At 47.5% G+C, this 26,794-nt stretch carries 15 protein-coding genes; all 15 read right to left on the bottom strand.

Features of this window, described 5'->3' with window-relative positions; genetic code table 11:
* On the bottom strand, nucleotides 1-266 hold a 266-nt coding region (locus ACVBDU_RS01475; RefSeq protein WP_447178008.1), incomplete at its 3' end, for a transposase.
* A 176-nt stretch (nucleotides 267-442) separates the two neighbouring features.
* Entirely contained in the window at nucleotides 443-1,564 is a 1,122-nt protein-coding gene (locus tag ACVBDU_RS01470; protein ID WP_447178007.1) for a sialidase family protein, read from the bottom strand.
* A gap of 95 nt (nucleotides 1,565-1,659) precedes the next feature.
* Nucleotides 1,660-4,422, bottom strand: a complete 2,763-nt coding sequence (locus ACVBDU_RS01465; RefSeq protein WP_447178006.1) for a glycoside hydrolase family 78 protein — start codon at nucleotides 4,420-4,422, stop codon at nucleotides 1,660-1,662.
* A 489-nt stretch (nucleotides 4,423-4,911) separates the two neighbouring features.
* Entirely contained in the window at nucleotides 4,912-6,459 is a 1,548-nt protein-coding gene (locus ACVBDU_RS01460; protein WP_447178005.1) for an MGH1-like glycoside hydrolase domain-containing protein, read from the bottom strand.
* 179 nt (nucleotides 6,460-6,638) lie between these two features.
* On the bottom strand, nucleotides 6,639-9,095 hold the full coding sequence (locus tag ACVBDU_RS01455) for a glycoside hydrolase family 95 protein (protein ID WP_447178004.1): 2,457 nt from the start codon (nucleotides 9,093-9,095) through the stop codon (nucleotides 6,639-6,641).
* A gap of 113 nt (nucleotides 9,096-9,208) precedes the next feature.
* Nucleotides 9,209-10,657 carry an alpha/beta hydrolase family protein gene (locus ACVBDU_RS01450; protein ID WP_447178003.1) on the bottom strand — a complete coding sequence of 483 codons (1,449 nt, stop codon included), beginning with the start codon at nucleotides 10,655-10,657 and terminating at the stop codon, nucleotides 9,209-9,211.
* Nucleotides 10,654-13,476, bottom strand: coding sequence for a glycoside hydrolase family 78 protein (locus ACVBDU_RS01445; protein ID WP_447178002.1), 2,823 nt, complete (start codon nucleotides 13,474-13,476; stop codon nucleotides 10,654-10,656). The genes ACVBDU_RS01450 and ACVBDU_RS01445 overlap by 4 nt, the downstream gene beginning before the upstream one ends.
* Entirely contained in the window at nucleotides 13,476-16,193 is a 2,718-nt protein-coding gene (locus ACVBDU_RS01440; protein WP_447178001.1) for a glycoside hydrolase family 43 protein, read from the bottom strand. The genes ACVBDU_RS01445 and ACVBDU_RS01440 overlap by 1 nt, the downstream gene beginning before the upstream one ends.
* 250 nt (nucleotides 16,194-16,443) lie before the next feature.
* Nucleotides 16,444-17,883, bottom strand: a complete 1,440-nt coding sequence (locus ACVBDU_RS01435; RefSeq protein WP_447178000.1) for a glycoside hydrolase family 140 protein — start codon at nucleotides 17,881-17,883, stop codon at nucleotides 16,444-16,446.
* 6 nt (nucleotides 17,884-17,889) lie between these two features.
* On the bottom strand, nucleotides 17,890-21,036 hold the full coding sequence (locus ACVBDU_RS01430) for a DUF6298 domain-containing protein (RefSeq protein ID WP_447177999.1): 3,147 nt from the start codon (nucleotides 21,034-21,036) through the stop codon (nucleotides 17,890-17,892).
* Nucleotides 21,037-21,167: 131 nt separating this feature from the next.
* Nucleotides 21,168-21,845, bottom strand: coding sequence for a DUF3826 domain-containing protein (locus ACVBDU_RS01425; RefSeq protein ID WP_447177998.1), 678 nt, complete (start codon nucleotides 21,843-21,845; stop codon nucleotides 21,168-21,170).
* Nucleotides 21,846-21,948: 103 nt separating this feature from the next.
* Nucleotides 21,949-23,634, bottom strand: coding sequence for a polysaccharide lyase (locus ACVBDU_RS01420; RefSeq protein ID WP_447177997.1), 1,686 nt, complete (start codon nucleotides 23,632-23,634; stop codon nucleotides 21,949-21,951).
* Between the two features lie 59 nt (nucleotides 23,635-23,693).
* Entirely contained in the window at nucleotides 23,694-25,409 is a 1,716-nt protein-coding gene (locus tag ACVBDU_RS01415) for a polysaccharide lyase (protein ID WP_447177996.1), read from the bottom strand.
* Nucleotides 25,410-25,518: 109 nt separating this feature from the next.
* Nucleotides 25,519-25,902: a hypothetical protein gene (locus tag ACVBDU_RS01410; protein ID WP_447177995.1), complete on the bottom strand. Its 384-nt coding sequence runs from the start codon at nucleotides 25,900-25,902 to the stop codon at nucleotides 25,519-25,521.
* Nucleotides 25,903-25,947: 45 nt separating this feature from the next.
* Nucleotides 25,948-26,781 (bottom strand): IS5 family transposase, encoded by an 834-nt coding sequence (locus tag ACVBDU_RS01405; protein WP_447177729.1) that lies wholly within the window; start codon nucleotides 26,779-26,781, stop codon nucleotides 25,948-25,950.
* Nucleotides 26,782-26,794 lie beyond the last annotated feature (13 nt).

Genomic DNA, 26,794 nt, shown 5'->3' with positions numbered 1-26,794 from the left:
TGCTTTTGACCCAAAGCCCGTTCCAGCTCCTTAATGCGCTCTGCCTGCTCTTTTTGCTTCTTTGATAAACTTTTACTTTCCACTATCATTCGTGTATTACTCACGTAAAGATCGGAATATTTACGTAACCATTTATATACCGCCGTGGTACTTACCTGATAAAGCTGGCTAACATCACGAACCCGGAGTTCTCCCTTTTCAATCTGCTTGACTAATTGCAATTTGAGGCCTAAATCAAACACTCTGTGTTCTTGTCCTTTTTTCATTATACATTAAGTTTAAGAAAAAAGGCAACCTATGTTAGGCTTAGTCAGTTTACAAAACGAGGTGGCTGAGTGACAGCCGCAGGCTGTTGTACCGAAGCCACCGGTTTGCATGTTTAAGCCAGAGCGGAGGCGGCTGAGTGTTCCGGCGGAGCCGGAATGTATCGAAGCCCCGGGTTCTACTCCCCCGTCCCTGTTCCCGGCCATATGCCCTTCTCTATAGGATAAGACACCATTTTATCCGGGTCTACTTTTACATACTTTATCTTTTCTCTTCTCCAGGTATATACGATATGGATCATACCGTCCGCTCCCTGGATTACGGAGGGATAGGAATACTGGCTGATCTCGGAGTCTTCGAGGATAAGGGATGCTTCCCAGTTAATACCGTCATCGGACAGGGAAACATGTAAGGGAGTCCTCGGGCCTTTTACTTTTCCGTCCGGTGGCAATACGTGATTGTATACCAGCAGATGTCTTCCGTCTTGCAGGGTCACGGCATCGGTGCCGGAGTTATTGTTAGGCAGGTCAAGCAATTCCCAGTTTGACCAGGTTTCCCCGTAGTCTTCGGACCATGAAGTGGCCAGTGCCCTGTTCCGGGTACGGCAGATGATCTGTAGTTTTCCGTCTCCGTGTTTGAGTATGCTGGGCTGAATGGCATTTATGGGCTCCGGTCCTCTCGGGATGGTATCGGTCATGCTCCACGTTTCTCCGAAATCGGGGGTGATTTCCATACGCACATGCCAGCCGTTTCCTTCGGTACTGGTAGGGCATACGAGCTTACCGTTTCCGACAAGTTCGGGTTTATTCTTTACCGGCCCTATATATCCTTCGGGCAGTTCTTCGGGCTCGGACCAGGTTTTTCCGCCATCGGAAGAAGTCATTTTTAATCCCCACCATTCGGATGGTTTAGGGCCTATTTTATAGAACAACAACAGGTCGCCATCGGGAACCTGGTACAAAACGGGATTCCACGACGGGTAGCGCAATGTATCGTTTATAACACCATTGGCTACTTCTACGGGTGTACTCCAGCTATCCCCGGTATTATGGCTTACCCATATACCGACATCGGGATTACGCTCCTTGGTGCCGCCGAACCACGCGGCTACGAGCCCGTCCGGGGTTTCGGCTATGGTTGCGGCGTGACATGAAGGATACGGCGCTTCTTCATAAATAAATTCGTCGGTTACAATCCCTTTCCTCCAGGTCTCTTCTTCAGGGGATGTCTTGTTTTCGGTCTTGCAGTTATACAAGGTCAATGCAACACATACCAATGTTGCAATACGTAAGGTTTTCATGTCTGTTTTTATTGTTTTTATGGCTATCATCTATCGCTGCTAATGTAAAAAATACATTTATTAAGGGTATCCTGCACTGTCCCGACTTTACTGTTTTATCCGTCGATACGGATCGAATAAGTCCCCGAAGGCAATTTCACAATGATCTTCTCCTGTTCCCGGCGATAATCTATTCCGCTCCGGTTTAACTTTTTCTTATCGATCTTCACCTTTTCCGCTTCTTCTTCGGGAAGATATACTTCTGCCGATGTGTCCGGCGGGATGGTTACCTCCCACTGCAGTTTTCCGCCTTTTTTGTACCAGTGGCTTTCGATAGGCCCTCTCACGGAATTGTAAGTTGCGGACACTTTATCCAAGCCGCTGTTAAAGGCCGGCTTCATCATTATCTTCTTAAACCCCGGATAATCCGGAGCGCTTTTTATCCCGGCGAGGTCTTCGTAATACCAGATCAGCAGGTCACCGAGTAACATAACGTGGTTCTGCGAGTTCATTTTAGGACTGGCGGTGTTACCATTCCACAATTCCCATATGGTAGTGGCCCCGTTCTCTACCATGTATCCCCAGCCCGGATAGGTAGTATTGGAAGCCAGTCGATAGGCAAGATCGGCCCTTCCGTATTCGGTCAGGGTACGCATGAGGAACTGTGTACCTATAACCCCGGTACTTATATGGCCGTTATTGGTCTGTTCTATGGTATTTACAATATTGCCGAATACTTTTTCCTTTCGGTCATTCGGAGTCATTCCAAAGGTCAGAGGCAACAGGTTTGCGGTTACGGTGTTATTGTCGTACTGATTATTTTCTTCATCAAAGAAACGAGCGTGAAATGCAGATGTCATATCTTCCATAAGGGCCTGGTAATGCCTGATGTCTTCCTGCGGAGCATCTATTATCCCGGCAAACCTCGTCATCAACTGCAGCAGGTGCACATAATAGGCCGTAGCCAGTAATACCCCGTCCGTTTTACGCGCGGGATCTTCGGAATGGATAAGTTCCAGGGATTCGGGGGGCACACACCAGTCGCCATACTTGTCTTTGGTCATCAGGCCTTCGTTAAGATAGTTGGCTTCCATGTACCGCATCCACTTTTTCATGGAGGGATAATGCGCTTTTATACTCCTGCTATCCGCATATTGGGAATACAGCATATCGGCCACGGTAAAATAGGTCGCGGGCCAGGTAACATTGTCGCCGTAATACCTCCAGAAAGCAGGAGCCACATCGGGAATACCGCCGTCTTCGGTCTGTGCATTCCTGATATCGTGGAGCCATTTGGCATAGAGGGTAGCGTTGTTAAAAACAAAACTTTCCCCGTAAGCCCCGGTAGCCCTGTCACCCAGCCAGGGTTGTCTTTCGTTACGCTGCGGACAATCGACAGGCATACCTTTATAGTTGCCTCTTATCCCCCAGTAGGCATTTTCGAAGACCCGGTTGAGGGTGGCATCGGAAGTCTCGAAAGTCCCGGTGGTTTCCATTTTATCATATATTACTCCCCCTTTGAAATTCCATAACTCAGGCTTTCCGGGAAAACCTGATATTTCCACGTAGCGGAAACCGTGATAAACAAAAGTGGGCTGCCATGTTTCTTCTCCACTTCCTTTCAAAGTATATACGTCGGTTACTCTGGCATCGCGAAGGTTTTCGGTATAGAGCGATCCGTCTTCTTTCAGGGATTCTGCAAAGCGCAGGGTTACGCGGTCGCCCCGGTTGCCGTTTACTTTAACCTGCAACCAGCCTACCATATTCTGGCCCATATCGAGAATATACTTTCCTTCTCCGCGCTCTTCTATGGCAATGGGATCAATTTCTTCCATCACCCGCATTCCCGGGGTCATCTGTGCTTCGTAAAATCCGCCGGGCTCCTGTACATAGGTCGCGTTTAACCAATGACTATCATCATAACCCGGCTGGTCCCACCCGGGCATTTCCTTACGGGCATCGTATTCTTCGCCGTCATACTCATTATTTGTACGAATGGGACCGTCGGCCGTGAGTTTCCAGCTTTCATCCGTTTTGATAACTTCCCGGCTGCCGTCGGTGTATTCTACATCTAACTGCATGGCCATTTTCGGGAATCCGAAAGTTTTTATTTTATACGGTTTGTAATGCTGCCGCATGGTAAAATACCTGCCATTACCCAGGATGGTCCCTACGGCATTTGTACCGGATTTGAGCATGGGAGTGACATCGTAGACGTTGTATTTTACATTTTTGGTGTAATCGGTAGGTACGGGAGCCAGTACCTGTTCACCGGCTTTCCGGCCATTGATGTAGAGTTCGTACATACCAAGCCCCATGATATAGACTTTGGCTTTACGCACTTCTTTTTTAAGGTCTACTTCCTTACGGAGATAGCGTGCGGACAAACGGGAAAACTGCGTTATGCCATCCCACGGAAAAGCCTTGTCCATACCTATCCACCGGGTGGACTTCCATTCGGCATAATTCAGTATACCCATACTCCAATAGGCCGGGCTGCTCCAGGAAGTTTCTCTGTTACCGGTCCACACTTTTACTTTCCACCAGGCTTCCTGCTTGCTGTGCAGGGGTTTACCTTTATAGGTTATGTAGAACGCATTTTCGTCCTGTACTTTTCCGCTGTCCCATAAATCGGCTTCGTTCTTTTCGAGTTTTTCTTTGGTAGATGCCACCAATACCCGGTAAGCCGTGCGGCAGGTATTTGGTTCATTGGTCCCTAACTGCCAGCTCAACCTGGGGTTTACTACATCTATACCCTCGGGATCGGTCAGCATTTCACATTGCAGGCCGATTACCCGTACATCGGTATCGTCCGTAGCTGCACAAATTGTCGTCAGGCTAACCAGGCAGTATATCAGGTAAAGGATACGGGTGTGCATGTTATTTGTTTTTGGTTCTTATTTCTATATTTCTTTTACCCTCAAACTGGTGCTCGTTTGAGTAAAGCGAAAACGAGTACCTATTGTAAAGCGCGTTTGCAACACGCATGAAAGGGCATTACAAGTGCCAAATAAAATCGACACTCGTTGCAAACGAGCGCCAGGTTAAATCCAGGTTAAATCCCTAACTGGTGCTTGTTTGAGCAAAGCGGAAACGAGCACCTATTGTAAAACGCGTTTGCAACGCGCACGAAAGGGCATTACAAATGCCGAATAAAATCGACACTCGTTGCAAACGAGCGCCAGGTTAAATTTTGACAGCCCAGACACTGGCACTTATACCCAAACTGGTGCTTGTTTGAGCGAAGCGGAAACGAGCACCTATTGTAAAGTGCGTTTGCAACGCACACGAAAGGGCATTACAAATGCCGGATAAAATCGACACCCGTTGCAAACGAGCGCCAGATCAAGTTCTACCAGGTCAAGTTTTTATTCTGTTATGATCTTCTCCAATTGCCTGGTTGAAGCTATTTCCTTTCCGTTACGGAATACACGAAAGCCTTTGCCTTTATAGTACTTCTCCCCGGTTTTATCCCATAGGATGGTGAGAATGTCTCCGTGATACAGTACATTATCCAGGCAAAACCAATCCCATGTATCCTGAGGGATAAGCGGGCTCACTTCTATTTTGTTGTCTTCCCTCGGGCGGAGCCCTATAAGACCATTAATAATCAGGTCGTTAAAGGTGGAATGATTGTAATACCTGCTTCTCTCCCGGTCTCCCATTAACCAGTACCCGGTAGTTTCGTCGAGATATTCCCCTATGTATGGTCTGCCACGGTAATACTGGCTTTCGACATACAGGTTCATATGTTTAAAATAATCTTCCCTATTTACGTAGTCCTGTTTATACCCGTTGAGTACATTGGCCATAGCCGTCAGGGTCTGGGCAGTGGCAAAAGGCCATACGGCGCCGTCCCATTCACAGGTCCCGGAGCCATGGGTACGAAAGCGGGGACTCCGTCGCTCGGCGGTAGTAAGACCGAAAGGAGCGAGAAAACCTTCCTCATCTTTCACTTGCTGCCACGCTTCTTCATAACCCTTACCCTGCTCCGGGAGGTTAAAATACCAGGGGATAAATCCTATAGCTTCTCTTACGTTTGCAGAGCTATCGGCCTGTTTATAGGTTTCGAAAAAACGATCGGAACTGTTCCACAGGGTCTTTTGGATTAATTGTCGCAAGGTATCCGCTTTTGCATCGTACAGCCCCGCAAGCCCCATATCACCTTTCAATTTGGCTATACTGGCAATAGCCCGTGCATTACCATACATATAACTGTTTATGGTGGGGCGTGCATTTCGCTCATGACGGCTCCCGCTCAGGGATTCTTCCATACCGTCTTTAACATCGTTCTGCCAGAACAGTCCGTCGGGACGTTTCCTGTTTTCTTCCCACCCCTTATACTCATCCACCAGGTCGGGTAACATATCAAACAAAAATTCCTTATCGCCGTTTACGAGGTAAAGGTCATAGAGGGAAGATGCCGTCCAGCTACTGAAAGAGTTTAATTTTTTCATAGGAGCGCCATCATTTCCGCGGTACCAAAGGTGTACATCCTGTTCTATGTATTCCGGGTTGTGCAACCAGCGGAATTCGTGAATATGATGCCCGAGGGCGCAGCTTATCAGGTTGTACTTATCGGCATATGAACGCTCTACAAGGAACTCGGTAATACCATAGCCTTCGGGAGTGTTTTTAATATGCTTACGCACACTCCACCAACGGTAATAATACATTTCTTCGAAATTGTCCTGCGGACACTCGAATAACGGAATATTGTCTTTCATCCATGTCCAGGCACTATCGTTGGGTATGGCCTGACGAATGTTCTCGTCTTCCATACGGTTAAAGTATGCTGCATAATGTTCAAAATCTTCCGCTTTCAGCACGGCAGGTTTACCGGCCTGCCCGTCCCTACCGCAACTGATCGTTGTAGCAATAATGGTGATGAAGAGGTATTTAAGGATAGGTTTCATTTTTAGTTGTTACAGGTTTCAGGTTACAGGTTACAGGTTACAGGTTTCAGGTTTCAGGTTTCAGGTTTCAGGTTGCAAGTTTCAGGTTATAGGTTTCAAGTTTCAAGTTGCAGGTTTGAGTACAAAACGAGGTGGCTGAGTGTCCCGAACTATGTTCGGGATGTACCGAAGCCACCGGTCTACCCTCCATAAACCGTATATGTTTTTCCTGCTACGGTCCGGAGATCGTATTCTTTATACCGGGGTAACTTTACTTTGTTCAGTTTGGATTTATCTGCTATAATGGGTTCGGCTACTTCGGGAACCGTAAAAAACGGGTTCGGGTTTTCTCCTTTTGCTCTTTGGAGGTTTTCTCCTTTTAACCCGGTTGCGGAACGCAACCTGAGGTTTCCCCCGTTTTTGGATTTCATAACAGCTTTATGGAGCTTACCGTTTTTCCAGGTCATATCGAGTATAAATCCTCCACGGGTTACCAATCCTTTGACTTCGCCGTCTTCCCAGGCGGAAGGCAATGCCGGAAGCAAGTGTACGGCACCTTCCTGGCTTTGTACGAGCATTTCGGCTATACCTGCTATACAACCGAAATTCCCGTCGATCTGGAAAGGCGGGTGTGCATCGAACATATTGGCATAGGTGCCCCCTCCTTTTTTTCCGGGGACTACCAGGCTAAGCTGGTCCTGTAATAATTTGTACGCATGGTCGCCGTCGAGCAATCTGGCCCACAGGCACACTTTCCATCCCATAGACCACCCGGTGGATTTATCCCCGCGAAACTTTAAGGATGTTTTTGCTGCATCGAACAGTTCCGGGGTGCGGAAGGGGGAAATCTGGTTACTGGGAAACAGCCCGTAAAGGTGCGACACATGCCGGTGTTTATCTTCGGGATCGTCCCAATCGTGCATCCATTCCTGCAACTGGCCGTGTTTTCCTATCTGCATGGGAGCAAGCCGGGCTTTGGCTTTTGCCAGTTCGGATGTGAGATCCTTATCTGTCCCCAGTATCGCGGCTGCTTCGGCAACGTGGGTAAACAGATCGAATACAAGTTGATTGTCCATTGTGGTCCCGGCTGCTACTGATGCTTTTCCGCCTTCTGCGGCATGGGTATTTTCGGGAGAAACGGATGGTACCACCACCAGCCAGCCATGCTCGGGGTGCGGTACCATAAAGTCAAGGAAAAACCGGGCCGATCCTTTCATTACAGGGTATATTTTTTCCAGGTACCCCTTGTCTCCCGTAAAGAGGTAACGGTCCCATAAGTCCTGGCAAAACCACGCTCCTCCTGTGGGCCACATTCCGGATGCGGCCATGTCTATTGCCCCGGTAAATCGCCATATATCGGTGTTGTGGTGCAGTACCCAACCATCGGCATCATACATGACCCTGGCGGTTTCTTTCCCGCTTTCGCTCACTTCTTCGGCCATCTGTACAAAGGGTTCGTGCATTTCGGTGAGATTGGTGGATTGTGCCGGCCAGTAATTCATTTCGGCATTGATATTTACGGTGTATTTACTTTCCCAGGGCGGAAAGAGCTGATCGTTCCAGATGCCCTGTAAATTGGCAGGTTGTCCGCCGGGTTGTGAACTGGATATCAGCAGGTACCGGCCGAACTGGAAATACAGGGCAGCAAGCTGAAGATCGGATACTTCGGAAAAGTTCCTGATCCTTTGATCGGTAGGTAGCTTTGCGGCATCGGTAATCCCGAGATCAAGAAACATCCTGTCCATAAACTTGCGGTAGTACGCGGTATGTGCGGAACGGATATTGTCAAAATTTTGAGCCAGGGCCTTTTGGAGAAGGTCCCTGCTCTTTTGTTCCTGGTCTGCGGACAGTTCTTTATAGTTCTTAAAATTGGTGGCTATGGAAATATACAGGGTAGCTTCGTCTACGTTGTCGAGACTCATAATGCCGTTCTGTACGGTAATTTTTCCTCCCCGGTGTGTTGCCGCCAGCCGGCCCATAAACTTAACTCTTCCTTTTTGCCCTTCTACGGTACTGCTAACCCCGGAAAGTACCAGCTGGTCTTCGTCGGTATAGGGGTCGGTATGATCGAACGGGCTGTTCATGGAAAGATTACAGGTAATACTTCCCGGTTTGTCGGCAGAGAGCTTAACGGCTATAACATCGGTCCTGAAGGCGGTGATGATCTCTCTCGTATAGGTTACATCGCCTGCTTTATATTTTACGGTAGCAGTAGCATTGGCAATATCCAGGTCCCGGTAATAATCGGTATACGCCGCATGCCCGGGAAAGGAGATATACAAACTGCCGAAGGTCTGGTAAGGCATCCCGTTATTGGTCGTAGCCATCATTTCCTTGTTGACCAAGGCATCGGCTTCCTTATATTTCCCTTCGAAAATAAGTTTTCTGACCTCGGGCAATGCCTTTAGTGCTTCGGGATTGGCATTATTATTCGGTGATCCGGCCCATATGGTTTCTTCGTTCAGTTGAAGGCGCTCTATGGCAGGGTCGCCGAATACCATGGCCCCGAGCCTGCCGTTACCCAGCGGTAGGGCTTCGTTCCAGTTTGATGCGGGTTTGTCATACCAGAGTTTCATCCGGTTTTCCGGGGATTGTGCATGCAGTGTAGCAATTCCGGAATAAAAGGTTAACAGTAATACGATGTGCAATAGTTTCATCGGGATGTTTGTTTTTTATTGTAGTTCTTAGTTGTTAGTTCGTAGTTTGTTAGTTATCACTCTCCCGAGTTTCGGTACGGGAAAACGCCGAAGGGTTTGCCCAGGGTTACTGATTAGAGCGCTTTTTTGTTTTCTTTTCCAAAAAGTTTATATAGTGCATTAATATCTTTCAGGGCATTTTCCGGGAGTTTTTCTCCGTTATCACCGAATACTTTCAAGGTGTTCTCTTCTTCTGCCACACAGGCCGATTCGTCTATTTCACCTTTACTGTTCTGTACTTTTTTCAGATCGAGATCGAGGTATTTTGCCATAAAACGGTATACGGCCATTCTTTTGGATTTTCCATAATCGTGGCCTTCGTCGGGGAAATGGGCATTGCTAACCCGGTCTTTTTTGCCGTAAAAACCATATGTGCGTCGGATAAAGGGAAATTCGAGTTGGGGGACGGCATGGGTCCAGTCTTTTCCGTCGGAAACTACAAACTGTGGCCTCGGGGCTGCCATAGCGGCGATCTCGGCATTATTGGTCCCGTTGCCGCAAAGGTGCAGGGGCTGACCACTCTCGCAGGGACAACCACCGGAAAAATGTGAGGAAACCATAACTACGGGGGCAGATACTTTTACCCTGTCGTCCAGCGCAGTGAGGAACATGGTATGTGAACCTCCGCCTGAACCTCCGGTTACCGCAACCCGTTCCGGATCGGCATGGCGCAGGGTAAGCAGGTAGTCCAAAAGGCGCATGCCATCAAGTACCTGTACGGTTGCCGCAATACTGTTATGATGGTATTCGTAAGGAAACTGCAATTGTGATTCTCCCCAGCCAAACAGGTCAAAACCGGCTACTATAGCGCCCATCCTTGCCAGGGTGGCGCTCCTGACCTGCTGGCTTTCCCGGTACCTTCCCTGGCCGAAATGCCCGTTGGGACATACGATAACCGGGCGTTTTCCTTTCAGGGGATACGGTTTGTATACGGAACCTGTGGCATATACTCCCGGGAGTATTTCGAGTGCGATATTTTCTACGCTATAGCCATTATAAATCCGTTTTTTGGTAAGGACCGGTTTGGTCCCGGGCGCTTCCGGGGCTTTATCGAGCCACAGGGCAGCGTACATACAGCTTTTAAGGGAGTCCCTGCGCTTTTCCCAACTATCTTTGTCGTTATACAGGGTTTCCAGGTATTGCAGACGCTCTTCCCCCACGTTTACGGAACGCCGGGGATATTCGAACTTCCGGATAATGTAGACGGAATCGGACTCCTTAAAGAAAGTCAGGTCGAACGGGGCGAGAATATTGGTAAGAGATATTTCCGGGTGTCCGTAGCGTATACGCCAGTCGGCATAGTCGAGGTTCTTATCTTTCAGAAGTCCTCTTTCATCTTCAACTGTTACATTAAATATTCGTTCTATTTTATTAATAGTGTGTAAAATAGGTTCATTGTATTTACTATCGGAGTTTTGTGCAAACAGTTTACTGCCATGAGCCAGAAGGAGTAGCAGGATTAAAAATATTCCTCTCCCCGACATAGCATTTATACGTTCTTTTTTTATCTTTTTCTTATTCATAACCCGTTTTTATGTGGCGGTTCCAATACATATTCTACCGTATATTTTCCTGAACCGAGATGAAACGAAGGTAAATTACTACCTGTTATCTGATCGCTCTCCCGTATGATTTTCCCGTTTATGGTTATCCCTTCGGACTGTGCCCCGGGGAGTTTTACCGTGGCGGTGGTATTTGCCGGGATTTCGAATGTGTACTTTACGATATCTCCTTCCCGGTGCCATTCGGAATGTATGGGGCCGTAAATGGAATTATACCCGGCTTTTACATAGGTCAGATCGCCGGTAACTTCTGGTTGCAGGAAGAAATGCCGAAAACCTGGTTTTTCTTTATCGGGAACGATTCCTCCCAGGCTTCGGAAAAACCATTCTTCTATCTGTCCCATCATAAAATGGTTGAGGGAATTCCCTTTCCGGGGGTCCCACTGCTCGGTGAGTGTCGTTAATCCGAACTTGATCTGGAACCCGTAGCCTGGGGTATCGTAGTGATTGTGCATTTTATACAGCACATCGTTATAACCGTTGCGGGCAAGTACCTGGTACAGGTAACGGTTACCCACATCGCCGGTAGTGAGGCGATGTCCATGTTTCCGGATATCCGCCAGGAGGTTTTCCAGTACTTCCTGCCTGCTCTCTTCCTTTACGATGTCCATAAAAAGCGGTACGGCATTGCTGAACTGGCTGCCGGTACCATATTGTCCGGTCGCGGGATCGAAAAACTCACGGTTGAAGGCTTTGCGGATTGTTTGGGCAATATCTTTATATTTTCCGGCATCTTCTGTTTTACCAAGCATCCCGGCCGCTTTGGCCACCAGTTCTGCCCCCATGAAATAGTGGGATGTGGCAGACAGGGCAATGGGACTGTTTTTGGAATACCCGGCAGCATGTTCGCCATAATCGTACCAGTCTCCCAGCCCATGTGATACGATATGACCGTTGGCAGTGGTTGTAAGGTAATCGACATACTTTTTCATAACCTGGTAGTACTTTTCGATAAGCGATGTATCGCCATAGTATTCGTAATACATCCAGGGCAGCATAATCCCGGCCACTCCCCACTCGGGCGAATCCGTAAAGTCTCCCCCGAAGACAATATACTCGGGGGCAATATTGGGAATAAGCCCGTCCGGTCGTTGTGCATCGGCTATGTCCTGCATAATCTTCGGGATAAAGGTTCGCAGGTCGTAGTTGTAGATAAGCCCCGGGCCGTTAAGATGGGTTTCTTCGAGCCAGCCGAGCTTTTCGCGATGCGGGCAGTCCGTAAAAACACTCTGGAAGTTACTTTTTACGGCATTATCGATAAGCTGGTGTGTACGGTTGAATATTTCGTTGGAAGAAGTAAAACTCCCGGTATTTTCGGCAGAATTATATACAAAAAGTGATTTTACTTCGGAAATGGTTGGCAAGGTATCGTTACGGGCTTCAGGGTAATTGGCGCCTTCGAGCTGGACGTATTGAAATCCGTAATAACTGAACCGCGGGCGCCAGGTTTCTTCTCCGTCTCCCTTCAGGGTATACTGGTAATAATATGGCTTCCCGGAACCACCTTGTGCCACGGTACCGTCATCTTTGCGTGATTCTCCCACCCATATGCGTACGGTCTGCCCTTTTTTACCTTTTATTTTAATTTGGGGGAAACCGGATATGTTCTGTCCCATATCCAGTACATATACACCGGGAAGGGGTTCGGTCTGTTCTTTTACGTCATACTCCCGCAATACTTTTACAGGTGGCGCGGTCTGCGGCCTTAATGTTCCTTTGGGGGCTTCCTGTATAACTACAGGTTTCCAGCCGGTATCCCCGAACCCGGGACGATCCCAGCCGGGTTGTTCGAGCCGGGCATCGTAGTCTTCACCTCCGAAGATGCTGTTGAACACTACCGGGCCGGAAGCATATTTCCAGGAATCATCGGAACGGACCATCTGTTCGGTTCCGTCCGCATAAGTAATCTTCAAACGGAAGAACAGGGTGGGTGGTCCAAAACTGACATAAAATTTGGAATATCTTCCTGCCAGGGTGTTGTACATGCCATTGCCGAGCATTACTCCCACTACATTTTCACCCTGGGTCAACTGACCGGTGACATCGTAGGTATTGTAATACACGGTTTTATCGTAGTCGGACCATAAAGGGGCAAACTCACTACCTCCTGTTTTCTCCCCGTTGATAGTGAGTTCGTACTGCCCCAATCCACTTATGAAAACTATGGCTTTTTTTATTTTTTTATCGTTTTTCCACGTCTTTCGAAGCAGGATGCTTCTACCGGCCAGGGAGTCCGCGGCAGCAACGATGGAATCTCTTTTTTTCTTTTTAAGGGTTGGTGTGTGGTAATTCCTGCCTTCCGGCAGATGGCTGTCTTCTTTCCGTATGGCTCCTATCCACCGGGCTTTCATCATATTTTCTTCCGGGGCCTGGTACCAGGTGTTTACCGCACTCCAGGGAGATTCGTTCCCCCGGTTATCCCATACTTTTACTTTCCAGTAATAACACTGCTCTCTCTGTAATGAATTGCCTTTGAAGGGTATCCACTGGCTTTCTGACGAATTTACGGTACCGCTGTCCCATACATCACCCTCCTCTTTTTCCAGTTTTTCCCTGGTGGTAGCTACCAGGACGCGATAGGCGGTTTGCAGGACGTCTGTTCCAGAGGCCTGTAACTGCCAGCCCAGACGGGGATGCTCTGTGGTAATTCCCATCGGGTTTACTCCTGCTTCACAGGTAAGCTGTACCGCTTCGGGAGAAGTGTCTTTGACTTCTCCGCATGCCGATAAAAAAGCTGCACAGGTTAAAATAAGGGTAATATGTATACAGTATGCTTTCATCAAAAGTTTTCAGTGGTCAGAGATTCCAGCAGAAATACTGCTTCGGGTATTTGTTTGCCGGTATCGGACAGGTCATCGTAATTATCCGCCGGCGTATCCGGGGTAGGGAAATGACGCTGTTCGCCGGTACGGAACATGATCCTGCTGAATTCTGCCGTGGGGGCGTAGAATATCCTGGTCCCCTTATCTTCTCCGTCGATTTTCATCGTATAGGAACGTGTAGCTGCATCGAGGGTCATCTCTATGGTATAACTCCGGTTTGCCTCGTATTCCAGTAGGTTCTTGAACCGGGCCCCTGCCTTGGTTTTTAATATGCCATCCTTGTCAAATATGAGCCGGACGGACGGTAATCCCTTTTTGTCCTGGAACTCGATTTGCAGGAGCCCCTTGTCGTTCTGTCCGGGCACAACTGTAAAGGACGTTTTTAAACGGGATGTTTCCGGGATCACCCTTTCTGCCCTTGCATAATCGAAAGCGTCCTTGTCCCGGAGCGACAGGTGTTTTTTACCGTCTTTTCCTTTTTCTACACCCACAGGAGCTAGTACCAGGTCGTAAATATTCCAGTTCCGGAGTTCTTCTCCGTCGGGTAATTCATTAAAAACATCTACTGCATGATTTTTTGCCTTATCGGTTAACGGTACGGGCACCGAAGTCACCCATATGTCTTCTTTGTTCATACTGTAGGTTACCCACAGGTTTCCGTCGGGAGGTGTACCGTTACCTTCTGTTATTCCCCTTACATACTGCGGACCGTAGGATTTGTAGTTCCCGCCGTAACGCATAGGGGTGATCTCCCCGTGAACAAGCATCAGATCGGTATATTCGAGGCCGTCCTCACTGGTGGATACGGCCAAAGGCCAACGGTATTCGGACGGATTGTAAACCGTGGCGAATTTACCGTCGGATGTTTTTTGTCCCCATATCTTGGCATTGCTGTTTACAAAGCCCGGAGCCCGCAGGGGATAATATTCCCAGCTTTTGCCACCATTGTTGCTTATTGAGGTCAATGCGTGTTTCCACAAGCCTACTACACGCCCGTCATTGAGGTGGTAATAACTGAATGCCTTAAATTGTTTTTTCAGCGGTATCAGAGGATCGTCGCGATCTGCTTCTTCTACCCATTGCTGCATCATCAGGGGTTCGGACAGTAATTCGTCACACGCTTTTACAAAACCCTTGTCTTCGCTTTCGGTATAGAAGGGATAAACAGATTTTGAAGTATCCCAGGATTTGTTATACCTGATAAAATAAATCGGGCCGAATGTACCGTCGTTGTGTATTTCCCTTACGGCACGGCCTATCCCCTTTCCGTCGTTGGGATCGTCTTTTTCGTCCAGGGCAATACCGTAATAAGCAAGGGTAAGCAAACGTCCGTCCGAAGCTACATAGAACCCCATACGTTGGTGCATTACGGCATCGAGGTTTTTGGCTACCCCGTCATATCCTTCTTTTTTCCAGCCGTCCGGAATGTGGTACGGCGGAAACAGTACCTGCGGCTTTCCCCAGGTTTGTCCGTCCGGTGAAGTCACAAGAAAGGTTTGTCCGGGGGGAACGTGTTCGCCTACCGGATCGCTGAGATACTGTAAGAAAAACGTATTGTTCCAGTAGGCCAGGTTGGGTGCATGATTATAGGTCCAGCCAAAACCATCGGCCTGACCGGGATGTTCCCTGCTGGCCCGCATGACCTGCCTGGCGTGTACGCCTACAGCGAGTGGCAACTGCCCGTGATGGTAATCGATGTTGGACAGGGTTGTGCCGGTATAATGTACGGTATCCTGGGCTTTATTATCCTTTTGTTCGTGTTTTGCTATAAGTTCCTTCAATACTTCTTCGGAAACAGTACTTATGGTTCCATGCTTATGTCCTTCGGGCAGGCTGATCTGCTGGTGTATGTCTTCGAAAGATGTAAAGTCGGTAGTGGAAACGGCGCCGTAACTTTTATCCCCGTACTGGTCGTAATAAATAAGCCATTCATTGTCTTTCTGTAGCACGGTTGGGCCCTCGGTAAGGAAATCCGTCAGGGGTTCGGAAATATTATCGAAGGGTCCGAGCGGTGTTTTACCGAAAGCTACCCGCATAGCCCTGACGGGACGGGTATTGTCTTTCAGCACAAGTACGTAATCATCTTTTCCCCTGCGGACGATCACGGCATCTATAACGCTAAACCCGGGATCGAGAAAAAGCCTGGTGTCCGAAAAGGTTTTGAAGTCCTTCGTGGTCACATAATACATACGATGGTTATTCTTTTCTTCTTCTTCCCCTTTTTCAAAACGGTGAGGTATGGTGGATGCCCAGATGATAATATACCGGTCTTCATCCTTATCATAATAAATTTCGGGGGCCCATACGTTTACAACATCGGGTTCGTGCTGCATAACGGGGATATATTTTTGTTCTGACCAATTAATCAAGTCGCGCGAACTGGAATAACCGAAGCCGTTACCTCCTTTCCACTCCGTTGTCCAGACCATATGGTAGGTGCCGTCGGGTCCTTTTACGACAGAAGGATCGCGCATAATACCGCTTTCTCCTGTTCCGGGTTCCAGGTAGGGACCGCCAAGGTCTTCCCAATGATAGCCGTCTCTACTGTAGGCCAGATAGAGTCCATCGGTAGCAGGTTCGCGGAACGAGGTGAAAATATATATTTCATCTTCTTTCCCGGTAGTACAGGAAAAAAGGAAAAATAGTGCTAATAGGCTATATATAAAGCGGGTCATTTATGTGTTCTTTATCGTGCCTTTATATTGTTGGAGCACGTGATTTTTAGTTGGTTTTATGTTTTTTGAGGGACACCCCTCTGCCTGACGGCATCTCCCCTTAAGGGGAGAGGTTTGTTCTGTTTAATTAAAATCTGAATTGGGAGCACCCCTCCGCCTTTACTTCGGTTAACTCAGCAACCACGGCGCCTCCCCTAAAGGGGAGGAATTCTTCTTTTAATTTCATTATCGCATTGGCTCATTATCAAATTTAAACCGAAGTGAGTATAAGTACCCAGTCGTTACCATCTTCTTTTTGTCCGGGCGGGTCGAATTCCTGTTTCCCGGTGTTGTCAAATGTTCCTATATCCTGTGTCTGTCCGTCGCGGGGGTTGTACCATTGTGTTTTTACCTTCTCGCCTTTTATTTTCCCCATATTGAGGGTGATGTTTCGTCCGTTGCAGGTATACACCAGGACGTAATCCTCGCCACGCGTAGCGGCCTGGTAGTCATGCCGCTCTCCCTGGTCGGCCACGAGAGACTGGTCAGGTATCCTTTCGAAATAGGGAAACTGCAGCATTAGTGCTTTCAGATATTGCATTTGTTTTGCCCCGGGGTCGTTGATGGCATCGGTCCAGTATTTTTTGTTGCCGTAAGCGCCTTCTTTGTCTACGGGCCGGTGCATTTGCATTACGGCACTGTGCCCGTAGGTGTAGCCTGCTGCTCCTGCAAAAACAGACCAGTAGCCATACCTTCGTACATCCTTGTCTTCCCAGAAAGGTTCTTCCGGATCGTGCAGGCCTTGTGGTATGCCTTCATAGGAAGGTTCGCCGTCTACGGTAGGCTTTACGGGCTTCCTGTTATAGTCTGCCTGCACGTACCGCCAGTTGTCCTCGCCATACTTTCTTTCGCTGTCGTCCTGGTCATATCTTCTGTGGCCGGACTGGAACATATTGAAATCGAGCCAGGACTTGTCGTGGAACCAATCGGATGACTGCATACGCCCCCGGGGATGGAAGGTTAACAATTTGTCCGGATTTTCTTTTTTCAGTGTTTCTCCTATGGCATTCCAGACATCGGTATATTCGTTCCCGAAGGTATCGCCACCATCCAGCCAGATGATATTATTTTTGTCTTTATATCTTTCGGCAAGAAAGGACGCGTATTTCCGGGCATCTTCCACGCTTACCTTTCCGGTTTTGACATTCGATCCCCATACGGGTACCAAGGCCATGTACAGGCCTTTATCGGCCGCACTTTCCACAGCATAATCGACATGGTCCCAGAAATCGTATTCTTCTTCGGTTTCAAAGGTATTACCAGGTGTAACAACCGGCAGGGCGACATTCTGTTTTACCAGGGCGGTATCTCCGTAGACATTGACAGCATCGAGGGAGTGCAGCACCATTACCTGTATGACATTGAACCCCTTGGCTTTCCGGTCTTCGAGATATGCATCTGTTTCTTCCCTGTTCAGTTTATTGAACAGTAACCATGCGGTATCTCCCAGCCAGAAAAAAGGTTTTTCGTCTTCCGTAGCAAAAAAGCGATGGTTACCGGATATTTCCAGTTTGGGAACATCCTGTACGACTACAGTAGTTTCCTTTTCTTCCTTTACTCCCTTTTCTTTTTTCCTTTCGTTACAGGAAAAGGCCGTAAGGGTCAATAAAGCTATAAACAGCAGGTATATACTGCGATATTTACGGGTCATTTTACGTTATCTTTTTACGATGAATATTAGTTTGTCGGTTTCGTCAATAGTATGTTTTCGTCCTCCGCGCAACGTGTTTTTCCTGGTCGCTTTTCCGTCGGATAAATCTACCCGGTACAGGTCGTAATTTCCCCTGTAGTTTTCCAGGTTGAGGGTATAGATCGTTTTATCCGTGAAATACAGCAGGTAGCTGTTTCCTTCGTCCTGTAGTGCCCAGACAGATTCCGGAGTACCTTCTTCTACGGTCATTCGCGGAAGGGCGGTGTAAAACCGGGGTAAATTCACTTCGGGGATTGCGGGTAGCGAACCTCCGGCCATTAAAACAGGCCAGCCGAACCTTCCGGAACCCGGGGTGGAATAGATCACAGCTTTATCGGGATATTTACTGCGGTATTCACGCACGGCACGATATACCTGTCCGGGAGTCTCTTTACCGGCTTTCATTTTGCGGGCATGTTGCCGCGGAGCGAGATTTTTGCCTCCTTGAGGAGCATAGGCACTGCCGTCCTGTTTGTAGTGCCAGTAACGGATATCTATGACATCTACAACTGCCGATCGTTCGGGGTCAGCCAGTATGGCATCCTGTACGTCTTTGGTAGCGCTAAGGCCTATCCATTGGCTTTGGCCGTTTTCTTTTTCCCATCGGGCCACTACATCGAGCCAGAATTTCATGAAATGTAAGGGACCTGTATATTCGGCGCTGGTAAGCTGGATAACATTGCTGTTTCCGGCAAAGTTTTCCAGTCCTTTACGTATGTATTGTTCGTGAAGTTTCCGCCGGACCGGGTGGTTTACGTCGTAAAACTGCTCGGCCAGGAAGATGCGTTTATCCCCTGCATATGGAGGTGGCTCGGGAAAGCCCGTGTTGTTTATATTGTTGGCAGGACGCCAGGGCGAATCGGCCCAGTGGGCTCCTGCTTCGAGTATATTGTGCTGAAAATACTGCTGATGTACGAGTAATTTGCCCTGTTGCTCTGCCTTATCCGCGAAGCTTTTGAGCCTGTTCCAGTACCAGTCGTTATAACGGGTGAGGTCGTATTTACTGAGCCTGTCCCAGGCTCCTCCCTTTCCGCTGCGTGCAAAGGGTTGTTCGTAAAAAGGCGGCCAGCCGTCACCATTGAAACGTCGTACACGTTCGTGGTCGTCCCTTCTGCGATCGTACCAGAGTCCGTAGTTGTGTTCTATACCTGCTACATTATTAGCAGTCATATAGGATACTACTTCATCCAGGTTATCGGTATAGCCCGTGCCGGTATAGCCGGGTGTAAAACGGGTGATATGGGGAGTAGCCTGGGCTATATCTCTTTTGCGCAGGCTGCCCCGCCACCATTGCACGGTATGGCGTGTCCCGGTAAGCAGCTTTCCTCCGGCAGTAAGCCAGCCGTTTTCCAATTGTATTTTTCCGGGAACAGGTACTGTTTTTTTATGTGAAGAGGAAATAACGTCTTCTACATTTTTAACTTTGTGATGTTCCGTGGGTACGGGATTCCTCTCCGAAGCTTCGTCTATCCAGCCGGAAAGTTCCATATTCTTCCGGGTGGCCAATGCGGTGAGTTCGGCTGCCTGTTCTATTGTGGGACTGGAGGATGGTTCGGTGCCGAGGTCTATGATATATGGATCGTAAGGCAGTTTTCCGAGACGTTCTTCCAACTGGCGGTAGTACAGACTCCGTGGTGAAATATGGCCGTTAACTTCTTTCCAATAGCCATTCCCGGAAAATTGTCCCCAAACGCCGAAAGCCCAGTTCCGGGAAGTTGGCGGACTGTAACATTCTATTTTGGAAGCGGAACTCTCCCAAAACACGCTGTTTGAAGCTGTCCACCCGGCTCCTCTGCCGGCCTGTTCGCGGTTTTTCAGGCTCAGGGCACGGCCATCGATCTCCATGATATCGAATAATGCCCCGGAAACCCAGCTACCAGTGGTTCCGCTAAAGCTGTAGGGCAAATATGCTTTGCATTGTACAAAGGCATTCGGCCCCGGGGTTCCGTAGCCCCCGACAGCAAAATCGTGATAGCCGTATTCGGAATAACAGCGTTGGAACAGGGTTTGTTGTCCTTCGGTATAAAAGGTGTAACGCCGTGGCTCACCTATCTCGGAAACGGGATCGAGAGATTTGCAGTCTTCTACGGTAACTCTTTTTACGGTGGAAAGGAGTTTTACGGCTCCGCCGGCAAAATGTTGGAAAGTCACCCGGCGTACCCAGCTATCGGTTATATTTTCCATAATAACACCGAACCAACGGTGTTGTTCGTCCTTTTCATTATCGGTATCGTATGCGGATGCCAGCCGGAGGTTCTCTACTCCGTTGTGCGAGGAACGCCCTGTCCAGGTATAGGGTATGACTTCTGCCGGACCGTACTGCGGGTCCAGGGCCTCGGTAAGGGGTACGTCTATAGTGATCGTATTACCGTTTACTTTGGCAATCTGCCTGTCCCAAAGGATATCAACATCTCCCGGCTTCCATCCTATCCACCCGGTCTCTCCGCCGAATTCTTCCATCTGAAGCGTTTTTATCCAGCTTTCGGTAGAGATCCTCCGTATGTATATTTTATCTCCTGCTTTTAATCCTTTTGTGCTTACAAGGGGGATTTCCACTGCATTTACAGGTACAAAAGTATCGGTCGCGGCAATGGTGTCCCCGTACTGCCTGTTGTCCCGTCCCTGTATGTTTATAACAGGTTCTCTTCTTTTTCCTTCCCCCACAAGTAATGTACCGTCCGGTCCGGTGCCACTGCCCCTCAATACAACACCGTTATAGGGTATTTGCAGTGAACCATGTACGGAAAAGGTTCCTTTATCGAGTAATACGGCTCCGCGGAAACCGTTTTTATCGGGTTTCAGACTGCCTACATAGTCTATTGCGGATTGAATACTTGAGGTGGCATCGCCTTCTGTTACAGGCACAAAAACTTTTGCAGGCACACCGGGTATGGGTTTTTCGGATGCCATATATCCACAATAGGAAAAATCGGGGATGCGATTACCTTTCTCATCCCGGGTATACACGAGTTGTCCGTCATCTCCTTTCAGGATATCCGGATGTTTTACCTGGGCACAGATGGTAAAACAAAAGAAAAAGAAGGATGATAAGAGTAGACTCCATCCCCGAATATTGTGGTGCGTGAACATTAACGTATGAGGTGAGTGATACATTATTTCGTATTACTATTACTACAGAAAGACAGTAGAAGCCGGCAGACAGTTGTGCCGAAGCACACTGTACTGCCAACTATCTATTGTCTACACAACTAACTACTAACTCCCGATCTGTTTGTATTTTCTGCTTATTTATTATTTGCCTGAGTTTTTATTCTCTCCTTCCATGCTTCTCCGGCTTTTTTAAGGTCATAACCCTCTCTTGAGAGATAATTGTTAATCTTTCCTTTGTATTTGCCGAACCAACCGTGCTTCTCTTTAGACGACCCGGCATCTATGGCGTGTTCTCTTGCTTCGGTAAGATAAGCCAGAATGGTGTCTTTTTGTGTTTGTGTAAGATCGGGCAGCATATCCTGAAAAGCGCGGTATGTTTTGGGCAACACCCCGTAAGTCATCCCGTCTTTTACCCCGCTTACTTGTTCTTCGGTAAGTTCGGAGGACAGTTTCTTCAGGTATTTTTTATGCAGTTTCTTTATGGATTTCGAAGATTTCTTCTTCAGTTTTTCAATGGCCTTTTCTTTGGCTTCATCACTTTTACTGCTTTTCTTTACCGCTTCTATCGCTTCGTCTCTTGGATCGTGAATGTTACTGAGATCCCTGTACTGTTGTGCAATAATATCTCTTACCCGTATCTCCTTTCCGGCATCATCGATCCCGAGGTCTTTTACAATTTTTGCGGCACGTTCATTAGTCACTTTTATATAGGCTTCATCGTGATCTTCCTGGGCACAAACAAGGTTCAGGAACAGTAAGCATATTACAAAAGTTGAGTTTTTCCGGGGTGGCATCATCTTTATTTTACACATACATTTAAACTTTAAATAACAAGTTTTATTATTTTAATTATCAATATATTGAATAAACAAATAAACATTTTGTTTATTCGGTTTTCAAGGGGATTTCTCTTAATTATTGGAGTAATCCACCGGCCTGGTCTTTCAATGTATCCCTGTTGTTCCCGAGGGCTTTCCAGTCTACTTTTTTGGTAGGGTCTATACCGTTTATATACTTCTCTATATTGGTGTATCCGTCGCCATTGATATCACCATTGGCATCGGAAGGATCTTTCGGATCGAGGTTGTATTTTTTCTCCCATTTATCGGGTATCCCGTCACCATCCGAATCTTTGTACGGCTTTCCTTTGTAATCGGGATATCCTCCTACTTGCCGGATATTGGCAATAATTCCTTTTTTATAGGAATCTGCAGGAAGTCTTCTTTTTACATACGTTTTGGTATCTGCTTCCAGTCCGTCGGGATACTCGATTTTTCCGGTACGTACCTGCCCGATTATCCTTTTATCAACGGGGTCCCTTTTGGGCAATGTTGCTCCTGCATTTTTCAACACGTATTCAAAGGCTTCCCCGGCGGACATTTTGGTGTAAAAGGGAACTTCAAAGGGCTTCTCCTGTTTCATATAGGCAAAATGCTCTTCCCATTCCTCTTTCGACGATCCGCCTGGCTGCACTCCCCCATTCCAGTTGTCCCGGGTCACTTCGGGATTTCCTTCCACGAAGTTCCCATTGACATAGGCACGACCGTAAGTTTTGGGATCAAGCCAACCGGACTCGGGTTTCAGGATACGGTGCCTTACATCGTCCTCCGGGGTGATAGGACCGGGTTTATAGTAATTATTGATAATGTTATACATAGAGCGATAATCCCCGCCATCTACGGAGCGGTTCCACCAGTTGAAAAGTACATTATTGACAAAGGTGAAATCGCCATACATTCCTATGGAAGGGTTTCTGGCTACATTATTGGCCCATAAATTTCTAAGGAACGAACTGTGCATTCCTCCGATAGTACTTCCGAAGGCGTGATTGTAAGTATCCAGTCCTTCCGAAGAAATGGAATTCTGAATGGTGATATTGGCAGCCGGAAGCTTTTGGCGGTCGGAATTTTCATTGGGCTTGAACATATTTCTGTACATAGACATGTTTTCGTCCAGCCCCCAGCTTACCGAACAATGGTCTATGATTATATTTCCCATAGGGTCCCCGCCAAGAGCATCGTCTCTCCGGGTGACATCGGTTTCTCCTCTTCTGAAACGCATATGCCTGATAATAACATCGTGCGTATCTACCGAAAAGGTTTCTCCGGCCACACAAATACCATCTCCCGGGGCGGTCTGGCCTGCTATGGTAATATAAGGGGCCCTGACGCTAATGGGGGTTTTCAGCCTGATGATTCCGGATATGTTAAAAACGATTGTCCTGGCTCCCCCGGCTTCGCAGGCTTCCCGAAGGGTCCCCGGGCCGCTGTCTTCCAGGCTGGTAATTACATATACTTTACCTTTCCTTCCGCCGGGTGTAAAGGCTCCTCCACCTTCGGCACCGGGGAACGCGGGTATATCGGCTTTTATAAAATCGCCCGGATACGAACCCCAAACGACATAGGGCCTTCCTTCTTTCCTCTCTTTTTTGATAACAGGAAATACTTCTTTCTCCCATTTTTCGGACAGACGCTCTTCTTCGGCCTGCATCATAGCATCCGTCTTCGCCTGTTCTTCTTCAGGTATTTCAGGATATTGTGCACGGGTCTGAAAAACCGTAAACACGGAAAAAACAACTATGGAAACAACTTTAAACTTCATTTATTGATATTAATTTTGACAGGAGCCGAAAACCAACGGCTCCCAGCGTGCATAATTTGTTATTTTGTATATGCTGCCAAACCGTTTTTTTGATCTGCCAGCACATCTTTATTATTTTCCAGGTCTTTCCAGTCTACTTTTTTGGCAGGGTCTATACCGTTTATATACTTCTCGATATTGGTGTATCCGTCCCCGTTAAGGTCTTTATTGGCATCGGACGGGTCATTAGGGTCCAGTCCGTATTTTTTCTCCCATTTGTCGGGCATACCGTCTTTATCGGAATCTTTGTATGGTTTTCCTTTATACTCAGGGTATCCTCCTACCTGAGCAATATCGGTTATGATCCCCTGCTTATAGGCATCGGGAGGAAGTCTTCTATGTTCGAACTGGTAGAAGGATTCCGGATCGAGTCCTTTTACATATTCCGGTTTCCCGGTTTTTACGGTACGGATTACCCTTTCATCTACCGGGTCTCTTTTGGGCAATGTTGCTCCTACATTGGTCAATACATAATCCTGTACTTTTTCGACCGGCATTATGGTTATGTAAGGCATGGGCATGGGCTCCTTAGCTCTCATATAAGGGAAATACTTAGAAGCTTCTTCAAAAGTCATTAAATCGTCTTTTCCGGCCATTTGTACACCTCCCGCCCAGTTATCACGGGTTACTTTGGCATTTCCCTCTACAATATTTCCTTCTACGTATGTTCTGCCGAAAACAAGAGAGTCCAGCTTACTGCGCCCGGATTCGGGTTTCAGGATACGGTAACTTACAGGCGATTCCAAATCCGTTACCGGACCGGGCTTGTAGTAGTTGTTGATGATATTATACTTGGCCTTGTAATCTCCTCCATCGGTGGTACGGTGACTCCAGTTGAATACGATATTATTTACAAAGTTGAATATACCGTTCCATCCGATAGACGGATTTCTACCGGCATTGTTAGCCCATAAATTACGCATAAATGCACAATTCTCTCCTCCCAGGGTACTTCCCAGGGAATGGTTATAGGTATCAAGCGCTTCGGAGAAAATACTGTTTTGGATAGTTACGTTTACCGTACCGAGCTTTTCATCTTTGTAATCGGCTCCCGGGCTGTACATATGCCTGTAGATTGACATATTTTCGTCGAGTCCCCAACTGGCGGAAACGTGGTCTATCATGATATTTCCCACAGGATTCCCTCCTATGGCGTCATCCCTGCGGCCTACAAAGGTTTCTCCCCTGCGGAAACGCATATGTCGGATAACTACGTCGTGGGTATCTATCCACACAGTCTCTCCGGCTACACAAACCCCATCACCGGGAGCTGTCTGCCCGGCAATGGTTATGTAGGGAGCACGTATAATAAGCGGGCTTTCCAGCTTGATGATTCCGGCTACGTTAAATACGACAATCCGTGCTCCTCCCTGTTCACAGGCCCAACGGAGTGTTCCGGGACCCCTGTCTTCGAGACTGGTTACGGTATATACCTCACCGCCACGACCTCCGAAACTATACATACCACCGCCTTCTGCCCCGGGGAATACCGGGATCTCTGCCTGGGGCAGGTCATCGGGCCGGAATGCCCAGGGAATATATGGTTTTCCTTCTCTCGCTTCCTTTTCTACTACAAGCAAGGCTTTTTCCCATGCTTCATCAGATCGCTTTTGGGCATCTACCTTGATCGCTGCTTCTTTGGCTCTATCTTCTTCCGTCAGTTTCGGATACTGGGCGAAAGTCACTAACGAACAGGTTATCAGCAATAGTGATGATGCAATTTTTTTACGGATCATAATTAGGTGTTTTCGGTTTTTACAATTAATTTGATGACTATTGTACTTTTTATAAAAGTAATGGATAAGGATGTTGCTCGGTTAAGATTAGTTATCCTCTATACGAAGATCAATAACCTTCATCAATCTGAATATATGTCCCTTCTTCTATAACGGCACCATACCAGGTAAAGCTGTCATTCCTTGCCCGGAAATGGTAGTAAGTAGGACCGCACACTCCAAAATCAAAGCCGGAGGGAAAATAACCACTGTCAAATTCTATATCATAGGTACCTTCCGGAATGACCCCGAGAACCTGGGATTCAAAATTGTCATCATTCGTAGTAAAGGTATAGGTACCGTTGCTTCCTGTGAAGGTTATTATCCAATTATTATAGTTTCCGCTATACGGTAATATAATTCCCAATTCTACAGAATTTTGTGCAGAAATGGAGGTGAATCCACCGGATAAAAAGAAACACACTAAACTGAATAGCACAATAGCTCTTTTCATAGTTATCTGATTTAAGATTTGTAAAATTCTTACAGTTGAATTCGTTTAAACTTTTTTCTTTTTGATGGGTTTGAACTTTTTCAAAGCTAACACAATAAAAGCAAGATAGTTAAACCCTGTCCAGCTTGCCACGGTGGTGTCAAACCTGTTTAGTAATGACCGGAAACTGTCCATCCAGGCATTGGTTCGCTCGATGGCATATCGCTGGTCATAAAGTTCTTTGTCAAAATAGTCATCTCTGTCCTTGTCACTGTTACGCCTGTTGAAACAGATATTGGCATTGATTTCCTTTTGGGCACAAGCCTGTCGGAAATCCTTGGAATCAAAGCCCGCATCAGCATTGAGGAACAACCCATCCACACGGAGGTCAGCATCTTCCAGAGTACCAGTGACTACTTCGAACTGCACCTCAATGTTATACAGGTCGTTATGATTGCCGGCAACAGGTTCAGACATAGCTAAAGGTAGTCCCTGCCTTTCGCTAAGGTATAGGGCATTGGTGGTTTTGCGCTTCTTACGGCCTTGGTATTCCACTTGTTCCCCGCCCCTGATGGCCGAGGTGTGACTGCCATCCAGGTCCACACTGGAAAGGTCAAGTTTTGATTTATGGCGGTTGAGGAAGCTCACCCAACAGTCTTTCCAAAAACCGCACAAGCACCATTTCCGGTAATGGTAGTAAACCGATTGCCAACTTAGCACTTTACTGTCAAAAAGGGCTTTTACAGGCACTTGATGCCACTGCACACCGGTCTTGAGCTTGTAGAGGATGGCGTTAACAATCTCAACCAATGGAACGGTCGGGGCAAATCCTCGATGAGTTTTAGGTATGTAAGGAACTATTTCCAATTCTATCGTATCTTTGTCAAGTACAGAGTACATAAAGGGTTGGTTT

The sequence above is a fragment of the Sinomicrobium endophyticum genome, assembly GCF_052983315.1.
Note: the sequence above shows the minus strand (reverse complement) of the source record. Positions and strands in the feature narration are given on the sequence as shown.

What these genes read in the sequence shown, in the direction of transcription:
- ACVBDU_RS01430 (WP_447177999.1), bottom strand. Translation starts at nt 21,036, where the DNA reads ATGTATCACTCACCTCATACGTTAATGTTCACGCACCACAATATTCGG.
- ACVBDU_RS01435 (WP_447178000.1), bottom strand. Translation starts at nt 17,883, where the DNA reads ATGACCCGTAAATATCGCAGTATATACCTGCTGTTTATAGCTTTATTG.
- ACVBDU_RS01440 (WP_447178001.1), bottom strand. Translation starts at nt 16,193, where the DNA reads ATGACCCGCTTTATATATAGCCTATTAGCACTATTTTTCCTTTTTTCC.
- ACVBDU_RS01460 (WP_447178005.1), bottom strand. Translation starts at nt 6,459, where the DNA reads ATGAAACCTATCCTTAAATACCTCTTCATCACCATTATTGCTACAACG.
- ACVBDU_RS01455 (WP_447178004.1), bottom strand. Translation starts at nt 9,095, where the DNA reads ATGAAACTATTGCACATCGTATTACTGTTAACCTTTTATTCCGGAATT.
- ACVBDU_RS01445 (WP_447178002.1), bottom strand. Translation starts at nt 13,476, where the DNA reads ATGAAAGCATACTGTATACATATTACCCTTATTTTAACCTGTGCAGCT.
- ACVBDU_RS01465 (WP_447178006.1), bottom strand. Translation starts at nt 4,422, where the DNA reads ATGCACACCCGTATCCTTTACCTGATATACTGCCTGGTTAGCCTGACG.
- ACVBDU_RS01420 (WP_447177997.1), bottom strand. Translation starts at nt 23,634, where the DNA reads ATGAAGTTTAAAGTTGTTTCCATAGTTGTTTTTTCCGTGTTTACGGTT.
- ACVBDU_RS01470 (WP_447178007.1), bottom strand. Translation starts at nt 1,564, where the DNA reads ATGAAAACCTTACGTATTGCAACATTGGTATGTGTTGCATTGACCTTG.
- ACVBDU_RS01415 (WP_447177996.1), bottom strand. Translation starts at nt 25,409, where the DNA reads ATGATCCGTAAAAAAATTGCATCATCACTATTGCTGATAACCTGTTCG.
- ACVBDU_RS01405 (WP_447177729.1), bottom strand. Translation starts at nt 26,781, where the DNA reads ATGTACTCTGTACTTGACAAAGATACGATAGAATTGGAAATAGTTCCT.
- ACVBDU_RS01425 (WP_447177998.1), bottom strand. Translation starts at nt 21,845, where the DNA reads ATGTGTAAAATAAAGATGATGCCACCCCGGAAAAACTCAACTTTTGTA.
- ACVBDU_RS01450 (WP_447178003.1), bottom strand. Translation starts at nt 10,657, where the DNA reads ATGAATAAGAAAAAGATAAAAAAAGAACGTATAAATGCTATGTCGGGG.
- ACVBDU_RS01410 (WP_447177995.1), bottom strand. Translation starts at nt 25,902, where the DNA reads ATGAAAAGAGCTATTGTGCTATTCAGTTTAGTGTGTTTCTTTTTATCC.